Annotated in this window: 12 protein-coding genes and 1 riboswitch; of the genes, 10 read left to right on the top strand and 2 right to left on the bottom strand. The window is 56.5% G+C overall.

The features are described from left to right. Positions 1 to 21 precede the first annotated feature (21 nt). Positions 22 to 795, bottom strand: coding sequence for an NAD(+) diphosphatase (gene nudC, locus RHN82_RS08050; RefSeq protein WP_047052401.1), 774 nt, complete (start codon positions 793 to 795; stop codon positions 22 to 24). Between the two features lie 95 nt (positions 796 to 890). Between nudC and RHN82_RS08055 the strand changes: the two genes are divergently transcribed. The 10 genes from RHN82_RS08055 to RHN82_RS08100 all read left to right on the top strand — a co-directional run bounded on the left by RHN82_RS08055 (position 891) and on the right by RHN82_RS08100 (position 9,677). Next, on the top strand, positions 891 to 1,388 hold the full coding sequence (locus tag RHN82_RS08055) for an Rsd/AlgQ family anti-sigma factor (protein ID WP_017384077.1): 498 nt from the start codon (positions 891 to 893) through the stop codon (positions 1,386 to 1,388). A 54-nt stretch (positions 1,389 to 1,442) separates the two neighbouring features. Further along, positions 1,443 to 1,552, top strand: a riboswitch (TPP riboswitch). A 79-nt stretch (positions 1,553 to 1,631) separates the two neighbouring features. Continuing rightward, positions 1,632 to 3,527: a phosphomethylpyrimidine synthase ThiC gene (thiC, locus tag RHN82_RS08060; RefSeq protein WP_045907655.1), complete on the top strand. Its 1,896-nt coding sequence runs from the start codon at positions 1,632 to 1,634 to the stop codon at positions 3,525 to 3,527. After that, positions 3,527 to 4,168, top strand: coding sequence for a thiamine phosphate synthase (gene thiE / locus RHN82_RS08065; RefSeq protein WP_047052404.1), 642 nt, complete (start codon positions 3,527 to 3,529; stop codon positions 4,166 to 4,168). Before thiC ends, thiE begins: the two co-directional genes overlap by 1 nt. Next, the gene (gene thiF, locus RHN82_RS08070) at positions 4,155 to 4,910 is read left to right on the top strand and encodes a thiazole biosynthesis adenylyltransferase ThiF (protein ID WP_047052406.1); all 756 of its coding nucleotides are present in this window, start codon (positions 4,155 to 4,157) and stop codon (positions 4,908 to 4,910) included. The genes thiE and thiF overlap by 14 nt, the downstream gene beginning before the upstream one ends. After that, positions 4,894 to 5,094, top strand: coding sequence for a sulfur carrier protein ThiS (gene thiS, locus RHN82_RS08075; protein WP_047052408.1), 201 nt, complete (start codon positions 4,894 to 4,896; stop codon positions 5,092 to 5,094). The genes thiF and thiS overlap by 17 nt, the downstream gene beginning before the upstream one ends. Before the next feature lies 1 nt (position 5,095). Further along, a complete protein-coding gene (gene thiG / locus RHN82_RS08080) occupies positions 5,096 to 5,863 on the top strand; it encodes a thiazole synthase (protein WP_047052409.1) in 768 nt (255 codons plus the stop codon). Next, positions 5,863 to 6,990 carry a 2-iminoacetate synthase ThiH gene (gene thiH / locus RHN82_RS08085; protein ID WP_047052411.1) on the top strand — a complete coding sequence of 376 codons (1,128 nt, stop codon included), beginning with the start codon at positions 5,863 to 5,865 and terminating at the stop codon, positions 6,988 to 6,990. The genes thiG and thiH overlap by 1 nt, the downstream gene beginning before the upstream one ends. Positions 6,991 to 7,329: 339 nt before the next feature. Continuing rightward, positions 7,330 to 8,871 (top strand): sensor domain-containing diguanylate cyclase, encoded by a 1,542-nt coding sequence (locus RHN82_RS08090; RefSeq protein ID WP_047052412.1) that lies wholly within the window; start codon positions 7,330 to 7,332, stop codon positions 8,869 to 8,871. A 180-nt stretch (positions 8,872 to 9,051) separates the two neighbouring features. Beyond that, positions 9,052 to 9,360: a PTS sugar transporter subunit IIB gene (locus tag RHN82_RS08095; RefSeq protein WP_010425948.1), complete on the top strand. Its 309-nt coding sequence runs from the start codon at positions 9,052 to 9,054 to the stop codon at positions 9,358 to 9,360. Continuing rightward, positions 9,360 to 9,677, top strand: a complete 318-nt coding sequence (locus RHN82_RS08100) for a PTS lactose/cellobiose transporter subunit IIA (protein ID WP_003862327.1) — start codon at positions 9,360 to 9,362, stop codon at positions 9,675 to 9,677. The genes RHN82_RS08095 and RHN82_RS08100 overlap by 1 nt, the downstream gene beginning before the upstream one ends. A gap of 58 nt (positions 9,678 to 9,735) precedes the next feature. Here RHN82_RS08100 and rpoC read toward each other — a convergent pair whose 3' ends face one another. Beyond that, positions 9,736 to 13,959, bottom strand: coding sequence for a DNA-directed RNA polymerase subunit beta' (rpoC, locus tag RHN82_RS08105; RefSeq protein WP_022650200.1), 4,224 nt, complete (start codon positions 13,957 to 13,959; stop codon positions 9,736 to 9,738). Between the last annotated feature and the right edge of the window lie 30 nt (positions 13,960 to 13,989).

Below are 13,989 nucleotides of genomic sequence, written 5' to 3' on the forward strand. Positions count from 1 at the left end.
CGTCAGTCCGTCAGTGTAACACTACTCATACTCGGCCCGACACATTGCCACGGTATCTTCTATCAGGCGACGCGCCACTGTTCCCGGCGGGGGCAGCAGCGGTAAATCGTCGTAGCGATACCAGTTCGCCTCCAGCAGCTCTTTCTGATCGATAACAATCTCGCCGCTGTCGTATTCCGCCATAAACGCGGTCATCAGGGACATCGGGAACGGCCACGGCTGCGACGTCACATAGCGCAGGTTTTTCACCTTAATGCCGCTCTCCTCCATCACCTCGCGCGCCACCGCCTGTTCCAGCGTTTCGCCGACCTCCACGAACCCGGCGAGGACGGTGTGAATGCCGTTACGATGACGAGTATGCTGCGCCAGCAGGATGGAATCATCACGGCGGATGGCGACAATGATGCACGGTGCGATTTGCGGGTAGTAGCGTTCACGACAGTGGCCGCAGAGCATTGCCCACTCGGTTTTGCTCGGGTGCATGGTATGGCCGCAGTAGCCGCAGTATTTGTGCGAGCGATAAAACTCCGCCAGCTGCACGCCGCGCCCCGCCAGCTGGAACAGGCCGACGTCCAGATCCAACACCTGACGAACGGATCCCATATCCTGACGACGAGCCTGTTGGATCAACCATACCGGATCGCCCTGCCACTCGCCGATCCGCAGCGCAGGTTGGCCGACGAGATCGAAGATGTCTGCCGCGCCGTAGGGTATCTCCCCACCGGGCAGCCATAATTTTTGTTCGTGACTGACGATCCACCAACCCAGATCTGATTTTTCAATAATACGATCCATATCTATTGCACTACCTTCGCTTCACTGACATGTTGTTAGCATTGTGGTTACATTTTGGATAAGCAGATCCCATTCTAAACCTTATGGAGTCGACCATGTTAAACCAGCTGGAAAGCCTGACTGAGCGCGTTGGAGGAAGTAACACCCTGGTGGATCGCTGGCTACATGTGCGCAAGCATCTACTCGTGGCGTATTACAATCTGGTTGGTCTTAAGCCTGGCAAAGAATCCTTTATGCGGCTGAATGAAAAAGCGCTGGACGACTTTTGTCAGAGCCTGGTCGACTACCTCTCCGACGGCCATTTCAACCTTTATGAACGCATTATCCGCGAAATGGAAGGGACAACGCCGTATTTAGCGGCCAGCAAACTCTGTCCGCTGCTGGAAGCCAACACCCAGCAGATCATGGACTACTACGATTCCACGCTGGAGAACGCTATCGATCACGATAACTATCTTGAGTTTCAGCAGGCGCTTTCCGACCTTGGCGAAGCGCTGGAAGAGCGATTCACGCTGGAAGACAAGCTCATCGCCCTCGTGCTGGACAACAACCTGAATATCAGCACCAGCGATAACGTTGCGCGCCCTGCTTGAGTTCTTAATCGTTAACGAGTAATTTACAACCATTCGCCCCTCTCACGAGGGGGATTTTTCTTGTCGGAGTGCCCAGTGTGAAAGCACGGGCTGAGACCGTTAATTCGGGATCCGCGGAACCTGATCAGGTTAATACCTGCGAAGGGAACAAGAGTCACACTGCTGTTGTATCGCCCCCCGGGCGATCTTCTCTTGCTTCATCCGTCGTCTGACAAGCCATGTCCTTCACATCTGGAATGAGCTATGTCTACTGCAAAACTGACCCGCCGCGAACAGCGCGAACACGCACAACGCTTCATCGACACCCTGGAAGGCACCGCTTTCCCGAACTCGAAACGCATCTACATTTCCGGCTCACAGGCTGATATCCGCGTCCCGATGCGCGAAATCCAGCTCAGCCCGACGCTTATCGGCGGCAGCAAAGAGAACCCGCAGTTTGAAGACAACGAAGCCGTGCCGGTATACGACACCTCCGGCCCGTACGGCGATCCTTCTGTTGCTATCAACGTGCAGCAGGGTCTGGCAAAACTGCGCCAGCCGTGGATTGACGCCCGTAACGACTGCGAAGAACTGCGCGTGCGCAGCTCGGCGTATACCAACGCGCGCCTGGCCGACGACGGTCTGGACGCGCTGCGCTTTACCGGCCTGCTGACGCCGAAACGCGCTAAAGCGGGCAAATGCGTAACCCAGCTGCACTACGCGCGCCAGGGTATCGTCACGCCGGAGATGGAGTTCATCGCCATCCGCGAAAACATGGGCCGCGAGCGCATCCGCAGCGAAGTGCTGCGCCACCAGCATCCGGGTGAAGGGTTTGGCGCTCGCCTGCCGGAAAACATCACGCCGGAATTTGTGCGTGATGAAGTGGCCGCCGGGCGCGCCATTATCCCTGCCAATATCAACCACCCGGAATCCGAGCCGATGATTATCGGCCGCAACTTCCTGGTAAAGGTCAACGCCAACATCGGCAACTCAGCGGTGACGTCATCCATCGAAGAAGAGGTGGAAAAGCTGGTCTGGTCGACGCGCTGGGGCGCGGACACGGTGATGGACCTTTCCACGGGCCGCTATATCCATGAAACCCGCGAGTGGATCCTGCGTAACAGCCCGGTGCCGATTGGCACCGTCCCGATTTATCAGGCGCTGGAGAAGGTCAACGGCATCGCCGAAAACCTCACCTGGGAAGCGTTCCGCGACACGCTGCTGGAGCAGGCGGAACAGGGCGTGGACTACTTCACCATCCACGCGGGCGTGCTGCTGCGCTACGTGCCGATGACGGCGAAACGTCTGACCGGTATCGTCTCACGCGGCGGTTCGATTATGGCGAAATGGTGCCTTTCCCATCATCAGGAAAACTTCCTCTACGAGCACTTCCGCGAAATCTGCGAAATTTGCGCCGCTTACGACGTCTCTCTGTCGCTGGGCGACGGCCTGCGTCCTGGCTCCATCCGCGACGCTAACGACGAGGCGCAGTTTGCCGAGCTGCACACGCTGGGCGAGCTGACCAAAATCGCCTGGGAGTATGACGTGCAGGTGATGATTGAAGGCCCGGGCCATGTGCCGATGCAGATGATCCGTCGCAACATGACCGAAGAGCTGGAGCACTGCCACGAAGCACCGTTCTACACCCTGGGGCCGCTGACCACCGATATTGCGCCGGGCTACGACCACTTCACGTCAGGCATTGGCGCGGCGATGATCGGCTGGTTCGGCTGCGCCATGCTCTGCTACGTGACGCCGAAAGAGCACCTCGGGCTGCCAAACAAAGAGGACGTGAAGCAGGGGCTGATCACCTACAAGATTGCCGCCCACGCGGCGGATCTGGCGAAAGGCCATCCGGGCGCGCAAATCCGCGACAACGCCATGTCCAAAGCGCGCTTTGAATTCCGCTGGGAAGACCAGTTTAACCTGGCCCTCGATCCGTTCACCGCCCGCGCCTATCACGACGAAACCCTGCCGCAGGAATCGGGCAAAGTCGCGCACTTCTGCTCCATGTGCGGACCAAAATTCTGCTCGATGAAAATCAGCCAGGAAGTACGCGATTACGCTGCCGCGCAGACCATTGAAGTCGGCATGGCGGACATGTCGGAAACCTTCCGTGCGAAAGGCGGCGAAATCTACCTCAAAAAGGAGGAGGCGTAATGTACCAGCCCGATTTCCCCTCCGTGCCCTTCCGCTTAGGGCTTTACCCGGTGGTGGACAGCGTGGAGTGGATCGCCCGCCTGCTGGAAGCTGGCGTTCGCACCCTCCAGCTACGCATCAAGGATAAACGCGATGAAGAGGTGGAGGCCGACGTGGTCGCCGCTATCGCGCTGGGACGTCGCTACCACGCCCGCCTGTTTATCAACGACTACTGGCGGCTGGCGGTTAAACACCAGGCGTACGGCGTGCATCTGGGACAGGAAGATCTGGAAACGACCGATCTCAACGCGATCCGTGACGCCGGTCTGCGGCTGGGCGTTTCTACCCACGATGATATGGAGATCGACGTGGCGCTGGCGGCCCGCCCCTCTTACATCGCGCTCGGGCACGTTTTCCCGACGCAAACCAAACAGATGCCGTCCGCTCCACAGGGTTTGACGCAGCTGGCGGCCCACGTTAAGCGCCTTGCCGATTACCCCACCGTCGCCATCGGCGGGATCAGCCTTGAACGTGCGCCCGCCGTGCTGGAAACCGGCGTCGGCAGTATCGCCGTCGTCAGCGCCATCACCCAGGCGGCAGACTGGCAGGCCGCCACCGCGCAGCTTTTACAACTGGCAGGAGCAGGCGATGAAAGATCGTGATTTTATGCGTTACAGCCGCCAGATCCTGCTGGAGGATATCGCCATCGAGGGGCAGCAAAAGCTGCTCGCCAGCCGGGTACTGATTGTCGGTCTGGGCGGATTAGGCGCCCCCGCCGCGCTGTATCTGGCCGGCGCGGGCGTGGGCACGCTGGTGCTGGCCGATGACGACGAGGTTCATCTCAGCAATCTGCAACGGCAAATTCTCTTCACGACAGAAGATATCAATCAGCCTAAAGCACACGTTACGCGCCAGCGGCTGAACCAGCTTAACCCCGATATCGAACTGGTCGCGCTCCAGATGCGGCTGAGCGGGGAAGATCTGCAACGGGAAGTGGCCGTTGCCGACGTGGTGCTGGACTGCACGGACAATATGGCGACGCGTCAGGCCATCAACGCGGTCTGTGTTGCGCAGAACACGCCGCTGATCACCGCCAGCGCGGTCGGTTTCGGCGGGCAAATAATGGTGCTTACGCCGCCGTGGGCACAGGGCTGCTACCGCTGCCTGTGGCCGGACGAGGCTGAACCGGAGCGAAACTGCCGCACGGCAGGCATTCTTGGGCCAGTGGTGGGCGTGATGGGTACCCTTCAGGCGCTGGAGGCCATAAAGTTGCTCAGCGGCATGGAGACAGAACGCAACACGCTGCGGCTGTTCGACGCCCGCTCCAGCGGCTGGCGTCATCTGGCGTTAAACCGCGCCAGCCACTGCCCGGTATGCGGAGGCCGCAATGCGCATTCTGTTTAACGATGAGCCGATGACGTGCGACGACGATCTCACCGTTGCCGCCCTGCTCGACACGCTGCGCCAGCTGAAGCCGGGAACGGCGCTGGCGCTCAATCAACAGATCCTGCCGCGCGAGCAGTGGGAACATCAGCAGGTCAATGAAGGCGACCAGATCCTGCTGTTTCAGGTTATCGCAGGGGGCTGAGATGTTACGTATTGCCGACAAAGTCTTTGATTCACATCTGTTTACCGGAACCGGAAAATTCGCCTCGCCGCAGCTGATGGTGGATGCCATTCGTGAAAGCGGCAGCCAGCTGGTGACGCTGGCGATGAAGCGCGTGGATTTGCGTCAGCACAACGATGCCATACTTGCGCCGTTACTGGAGGCAGGCGTGACGCTCTTACCGAATACCTCCGGTGCGAAAACGGCCGAGGAAGCAATTTTCGCTGCGCAACTGGCGCGGGAAGCGCTCGGCACCCGCTGGCTGAAGCTGGAAATTCACCCGGACGCCCGCTGGCTGTTGCCCGATCCGATCGAAACCCTGAAAGCGGCAGAGAAGCTGGTGCAGCAGGGATTCACCGTTCTGCCCTACTGTGGTGCCGACCCCGTGCTCTGTAAGCGTCTGGAAGAGGTCGGCTGCGCGGCCGTAATGCCGCTGGGCGCCCCCATTGGCTCCAACCAGGGACTGGAGACCCGTGCGATGCTGGAGATCATCATCGAGCAGGCGACCGTGCCCGTGGTGGTGGATGCGGGCATCGGCGTACCCAGTCACGCCGCGCAGGCGCTGGAGATGGGGGCCGATGCGGTGCTGGTCAATACCGCGATTGCGGTGGCCGACGACCCGGTGATGATGGCGCGTGCGTTCCGCCTTGCCGTGGAGTCCGGTCTGCTGGCACGACTGTCCGGCCCCGGCTCGCGCAGCGTTCAGGCGCAGGCCACCAGCCCGCTGACCGATTTTCTGGAGGCGCTCTGATGGTTACCTTTACCGATCGCTGGCGTCAGCTTAACTGGGACGATATTGCCTTACGCATCAACAGTAAAACCTCTGCGGACGTTGAGCGGGCATTAACAGCCAAACATTTGACGCGCGAGGATTTGATGGCCCTGCTTTCTCCGGCAGCCAGCGCGTACCTTGAACCGATGGCGCAGCGCGCGCAACGCCTCACCCGCCAGCGTTTTGGCAACACGGTGAGCTTTTACGTGCCGCTCTATCTTTCTAACCTGTGCGCCAACGACTGCACCTACTGTGGCTTCTCCATGAGCAACCGTATTAAGCGTAAAACGCTGGATGAGCATGAGATCGCCCGCGAGTGTGCGGCTATTCGTGAGATGGGTTTTGAACATCTCCTGCTGGTGACGGGTGAACATCAGGGCAAAGTGGGGATGGACTATTTTCGCCAGCATCTTCCGGCCATCCGCCGCGAATTTGCCTCGTTGCAGATGGAAGTGCAGCCTCTGTCGCAGGAGGAATATGCGGAGCTGAAAACCCTCGGGCTGGACGGCGTAATGGTTTATCAGGAAACCTACCATGAGGCGACCTATGCCCGGCATCACCTGAAAGGGAAGAAGCAGGATTTCATCTTCCGGCTGGAAACGCCGGACAGACTGGGGCGTGCCGGTATCGATAAAATTGGGCTGGGCGCGCTTATCGGTCTGTCCGACAGCTGGCGGGTGGACTGCTATATGGTGGCGGAGCATCTGCTGTGGCTACAGCAGCACTACTGGCAAAGCCGCTATTCCATCTCTTTCCCGCGGCTGCGTCCCTGTACGGGAGGCGTTGAACCCGCCTCGCTAATGGATGAACGCCAGCTGGTGCAAACCCTGTGCGCCTTTCGTCTGTTCGCGCCGGAAGTGGAATTGTCGCTCTCCACCCGTGAATCCCCCGCGTTTCGCGACCGCGCAATCCCGCTGGCGATCAACAACGTCAGCGCCTTTTCCAAAACGCAGCCGGGCGGTTACGCGGACGATCACCCGGAACTGGAACAGTTTGCACCGCACGACGGACGACGACCCGAAGCGGTGGCGGAAGCCCTGACTGCACAGGGGCTCCAGCCGGTGTGGAAAGACTGGGATAGCTGGCTGGGAAGAGCCTCGCATTAGCGCTGAAACTGTCTGCAAAAATGCGAAAAGGTTACGAGGCGGCTCGTAAGATCAACACCGGGCGATTGAGGCGATCTGCCCGGTTTTTTTATGCTTTACCACGTCAGCAACGGACGCTGACCAGGGTGAAAATGCTTCTTCCTCGTTTCGCCCTGCCCTCTGCCTCTTAAACAACATTTCAATTGATACAATAAATACGTCGTTTCTTATCTACGCTTAAGATAAATCATCTCGTCGGTAATCGCCTTCTGTATAATTTACTACCAGCAACCGGACAGCGACTATGCTGAGGGTATCGACAGACGCAACGCGTCTACCATCTGGATTGATGTACAACTCATGGCACTCCACAGTAAAAAGCTCTCTTTTACCCGGCCAATTATGGTCAGCTTCGCGGGGATCCTGTTCAGTTTCGCGCTGATCGCCATCCTGGTCATTCTTTCACAGAGAAAGGATTTTCTTGAGGATTATCATAAGATTAATGGTAACTTCACCCATAATCTGGCGGTGAACTATACCGAATCCATCCTGCGAGAAAATGACTATATACTTGGTCGCGCCGCGATGTACTTCGCCCGTAATGACAGAGTGAATCAGACAATTAATATCGACCCGACACACGGTTTACAGATGTTGATGCATTTGCAGAACCTGATGCCGACGGTGTCGTCTATCTCTCTGGCGGACACAGAAGGGCGCCATCTGCGCGCGCCGGAAGTGCTGCCAACGGAGAAGGGTAAGTCATTCGACGCCCGGACCCGCCCATGGTTTATCGGGCAAGCGGAAGCCAGCAACTTTCCTCACTACACCCGCCCCTATCTGGACTATTTCACCCAACATCCTACGGTCACCCTCTATAAGCCGGTCATTTCACCGGAAGGCCGTCTGAAGGGCACGCTCGCTTTCCATCTTGATTTAACGTCCATGGGATATACCCTGCGCCAGATGGTGGCGCCGGTTCAGGGTGAGTTTTTTGTGGTGGAGCGTGACGGCGCCGTTGTGCTGCATCCGGACACGGGGGCGCTCTTTAAGCAGTACGTAAGCGAAGCGCTGATGGACAAAATGACCAGCGGCGAAGGCCATCTTTTCGACCCCAAAAGTAAAACCTGGTATTACTACTACTCTTTCACCAATCCGGACTGGTTTGTGATTTATCGGGTCTCCGATGCCACGCTGACCGTCATCACCCGGCATGAAACCACCGTCGTCGGCTGGGGATTTGCGCTGGCGGCAATCATCATCATTCTGTTCGGGCTTTACCTTCGTCATGCCTCGCGTTCTGTGCTGATGAACATTATCAACGCCATCAAAACCGGCGACGTCAACCAGGCGCCACGCCTTGAAGCGATGCTCAGCCATACCATTCGAACCAATAAAGAACGCGAGCTGGCCTATGTCCGTCAGGCCACCCATGATGCGCTGACAGGCTGCAAAAACCGCCGTGCGTTCGACAACGATGTGGATGAGCTGCTGACCGCCCATCAACCCTTCGTTCTGGCGCTGATCGACATCGATAACTTCAAATCCATTAACGATACCTGGGGCCACCTGAGCGGGGATATTGTGCTGCGCAACGTGGCACGCGAAGGTATTCAGATCATGCAGCCACACCACGTTTCCGTTTACCGCTACGGTGGAGAAGAGTTCGGCGTGATATTCCCGGCCGAGCTGATGAACTCCGCGCACGCGCTACTGGAAGCCTGGCGTACCGCCGTTGAGAAGAGGACCTGGCGGGAAGAGAACCTGCGAGTGACCTTCAGCGCCGGGATGGGGGAGTGGCACTTCGAACCGCTGGAGCAGTTTATCGGTAGCGTAGATGAAGCGTTGTATACCGCTAAACAACAGGGTAAAAACCGCATCGTAAGCACGGCCAGCCGATAATACCCTTCCTCAAATTCTGCCCGATCTGACGGGCAGAATGCTCTCCGCTGTAAAATTGTAACCGGTTTCAGAAAAATGCCGATTTCTTTGTGATGCCTGACACACAATCGCGGTAAAGCGGTTGTTGAAGCGGTCTGCACGGGATAATTATCAATAAACACATGTAGATCGAGGCTGACTATGAAGAACATCGTTTTATGCTGTGCAGCGGGAATGTCAACCAGCATGCTGGTTCAACGTATGAAAGATGCCGCGCAGAAAAAAGGAGTCGAAGTAACCATTAAAGCCGTTCCGGTCGCGGAGTTTAAAGATAACATCGCGACGGCTGATATCGTATTGCTGGGGCCACAGGTTAAATACGAACAGGCAAAACTCCAGGCCCAGGCCGATCCGCTCGGTAAAAAGGTCGCGGTCATCGACATGATGGATTACGGCATGATGAAAGGTGATGCCGTACTGGAAAAAGCGCTCAAACTTCTGGAGTCATAATGGAAGACTTAGAAACCACGATTATGGAACTGCTGGTCAACGCAGGCGCGGCGCGCAGCGCGGCTCTGACGGCGTTACAGATGGCGCGAAAAGGCGACTTTGACGAAGCCGAGAAAGCGATGGAAGAGTCGCGTGAATATGTGAAACATGCGCATACGATCCAGACGCAGCTTATCGGTCTTGACGAAGGGACCGGGAAACTTCCGGTTAACCTGATCACCGTTCACTCTCAGGACCACCTGATGAACGCGATGGTTATTCAGGATCTGGCGGGCGATATGATTGAGCTTTATCGACGCATCCCGTTAGTGAATTGAAGACATACAGACGTAAAAAAACCCGCCGAGGCGGGTTTTTTATTTACGGCATCAACGATTACTCGTTGTCGGAACCGCCCAGACCTGCGTTCAGCAGTTCTGCAAGGCTCGCGGATGCATCTTCGGCAGTCACCTGCGGTGCAGCTGGCAGTTCGCCCGCTGCGCGACGACGCATACGATCCTGGTGGTACGCATAACCGGTACCGGCCGGGATCAGACGACCCACGATAACGTTCTCTTTCAGACCGCGCAGTTCATCACGTTTACCTGCAACAGCCGCTTCGGTCAGGACACGCGTGGTTTCCTGGAACGATGCAGCAGAGATGAAGGACTCGGTTGCCAGAGACGCTTTGGTGATACCCAGCAGATCGCGCGAGAAGGTCGCACCGATTTTGCCGTTCGCTTCCAGATCGCGGTTAGCGATCTTAACGCGTGAGTATTCAACCTGCTCGCCTTCCAGGAAGTCGGAGCTGCCCGCGTTTTCGATGGTTGCTTTACGCAGCATCTGACGAACGATAACTTCGATGTGCTTATCGTTAATCTTAACGCCTTGCAGACGGTATACGTCCTGTACTTCGTTAACAATGTAACGGGTAACAGCATGCACACCACGCAGACGCAGGATGTCGTGCGGCGCTTCTGGACCATCGGAAACCACGTCACCACGTTCTACGCGTTCACCTTCGAACACGTTGAGCTGACGCCACTTAGGAATCATCTCTTCGTACGGCTCGCTGCCATCTACTGGCGTGATAACCAGACGGCGCTTACCTTTGGTCTCTTTACCAAAGGAGATGATACCGCTGATTTCAGCCAGAATCGCAGGCTCTTTCGGACGACGTGCTTCGAACAGGTCCGCAACGCGTGGCAGACCACCGGTGATGTCCTTGGTACCGCCGGATTCCTGAGGAATACGCGCCAGGGTGTCACCAGAGCTGATCTGTACGCCATCTTCCAGCTGCACAATCGCTTTACCCGGCAGGAAGTACTGCGCAGGCATATCGGTACCTGGGATCAGAACGTCATTACCCTGAGCATCAACGATTTTCAGTGCAGGACGCAGATCTTTACCGCCGGTAGTACGTTCAGCAGAATCCAGAACCACCAGAGAAGACAGACCGGTCAGCTCGTCGGTCTGACGAGTAATGGTCTGGCCGTCGATCATGTCAGTGAAGCGGATGAAACCACTTACTTCGGTGATTACCGGCATGGTGTGTGGATCCCAGTTTGCAACGGTTTCACCGCCGGCAACCTGCTCGCCATCACCTTTCGCCATAACCGCACCGTAAGGCACTTTATAGCTCTCTTTGGTACGACCGAATTCGTCGATCAGCTTCAGCTCGGTGTTACGGGAAGTGATAACCAGTTTACCGCTGGAGTTCACAACCGACTTCGCGTTGCTGAGCTTGATGCTACCTTTGTTTTTCACCTGGATGCTGGATTCAGCAGCCGCACGAGATGCCGCACCACCGATGTGGAACGTACGCATCGTCAGCTGTGTACCCGGCTCACCGATGGACTGTGCCGCGATAACGCCGATAGCCTCACCTTTGTTGATGATGTGGCCACGCGCCAGGTCACGACCGTAGCAGTGCGCACACACACCAAAGTCGGTGTCACAGGATACAACGGAACGCACTTTCACGGAGTCAACAGAGTTCGCTTCCAGCAGGTCACACCACTGTTCGTGCAGCAGGGTGTTGCGTGGAACCAGAATGTCTGCGGTGCCCGGCTTCAGAATGTCTTCCGCGGTCACACGACCCAGTACGCGATCGCGCAGCGGCTCTTTAACATCACCACCCTCGATAACCGGGGTCATGGTGATACCTTCGAGGGTGCCACAATCGTCTTCGGTGACGACCAGATCCTGCGCAACGTCAACCAGACGACGCGTCAGATAACCGGAGTTCGCCGTTTTCAGTGCGGTATCCGCCAGACCTTTACGCGCACCGTGCGTGGAGATGAAGTACTGGAGTACGTTCAGACCTTCACGGAAGTTCGCGGTGATTGGCGTTTCGATGATGGAGCCATCTGGCTTCGCCATCAGACCACGCATACCTGCCAGCTGACGAATCTGTGCCGCAGAACCACGCGCACCGGAGTCGGCCATCATGTAGATGCTGTTGAAGGAGACCTGTTGCTCTTCTACGCCGTCACGGTTAATCACGGTTTCGGTTTGCAGGTTATCCATCATCGCTTTGGATACACGATCGTTCGCCGCAGCCCAGATATCGATAACTTTGTTGTAACGTTCGCCTGCGGTTACCAGACCAGACTGGAACTGCTCCTGGATCTCAGCAACTTCAGCTTCCGCTTCAGAGATGATCTCGTGTTTCTTCTCTGGGATGACCATGTCATCGATACCAACAGATGCACCTGAACGCGCTGCATAAGCAAAGCCGGTGTACATTGTCTGGTCAGCGAAGATAACGGTCGGCTTCAGACCCAGAATGCGGTAACAGGTGTTCAGCATTTTGGAGATCGCTTTCTTGCCCAGCGCCTGGTTGACGATGGAGAAAGGCAGACCTTTCGGTACGATCATCCACAGAATGGCACGGCCAACGGTCGTGTCTTTCAGGCTGGTGTGCGCAACGAATTCGCCGTTTTCATCTTTTTCGTATTCGGTGATACGCACTTTAACGCGCGCATGCAGAGAGGCCAGGCCAGCGCGATAAATACGCTCAGCTTCTTTCGGGCCAGTCAGCACCATGCCTTCGCCTTTGGCGTTAACACAGTCACGGGTCATGTAGTACAGACCCAGTACAACGTCCTGAGAAGGAACGATGATAGGTTCACCGTTCGCTGGAGACAGGATGTTGTTGGTAGACATCATCAGCGCACGCGCTTCGAGCTGGGCTTCCAGCGTCAGCGGTACGTGAACAGCCATCTGGTCACCATCGAAGTCGGCGTTATAGGCCGCACAAACCAGCGGGTGCAGCTGGATCGCTTTACCTTCGATCAGTACCGGCTCAAATGCCTGGATACCCAGACGGTGCAGGGTTGGTGCACGGTTCAGCAGTACCGGGTGTTCGCGGATCACTTCGTCCAGGATATCCCAAACGACAGCTTCTTCACGCTCAACCATTTTCTTCGCGGCTTTGATGGTGGTGGCCAGGCCACGCAGCTCCAGCTTGCCGTAGATGAACGGTTTGAACAGCTCCAGTGCCATTTTCTTCGGCAGACCGCACTGATGCAGACGCAGGTATGGACCTACGGTGATTACAGAACGACCGGAGTAGTCAACACGCTTACCGAGCAGGTTCTGACGGAAACGACCCTGCTTACCTTTGATCATGTCGGCCAAAGATTTCAGAGGACGTTTGTTAGAACCGGTGATCGCACGACCACGACGACCGTTATCCAACAGGGCATCGACTGCTTCCTGAAGCATACGTTTTTCGTTGCGTACGATGATGTCCGGCGCAGCCAGATCCAGCAGACGTTTCAGACGGTTGTTACGGTTGATCACGCGACGGTACAGATCGTTCAGATCCGACGTTGCGAAACGACCACCATCCAGCGGAACCAGCGGACGCAGATCTGGCGGCAGAACCGGCAGAACGGTCAGGATCATCCACTCTGGTTTGTTACCAGACTGAACGAACGCTTCCAGCAGTTTGATACGCTTGGTCAGCTTTTTACGCTTGGTTTCGGAGTTGGTTTCGTTCAGCTCTTCACGCAGAGTTTCACACTCTTGCTCCAGATCCATGCTCTTCAGCAGGGCCTGGATAGCTTCCGCACCCATCTTCGCGTCGAATTCGTCACCGAACTCTTCCAGCGCGTCCAGATACTGTTCTTCGGTCAGGATCTGGTTACGTTCCAGATTGGTCATCCCGCCTTCGATAACCACATAAGATTCGAAGTACAGAACACGTTCGATATCGCGCAGCGGCATATCCAGCAGCAGACCGATACGGGACGGCAGAGATTTCAGGAACCAGATGTGAGCGGTCGGAGACGCCAGCTCGATGTGGCCCATACGCTCACGGCGTACTTTGGTCTGGGTCACTTCAACGCCGCACTTCTCACAGATCACACCACGGTGTTTCAGGCGCTTGTACTTACCGCACAAGCACTCGTAATCTTTTACTGGCCCGAAAATACGCGCACAGAAAAGGCCGTCACGCTCAGGTTTGAACGTACGGTAGTTAATGGTTTCCGGCTTTTTAACTTCACCGAAAGACCATGAACGGATCATGTCTGGCGAAGCCAGAGCAATTTTGATCGCATCAAACTCTTCGGTTTTAGTTTGCGCTTTCAGAAACTTTAATAAGTCTTTCACGGATTTGCTCCCGTCGGAGTTAGCACACTC

The sequence above is a fragment of the Enterobacter cloacae complex sp. EB5 genome (assembly GCF_031432835.1).
Classification (GTDB): domain Bacteria; phylum Pseudomonadota; class Gammaproteobacteria; order Enterobacterales; family Enterobacteriaceae; genus Enterobacter; species Enterobacter hormaechei_C.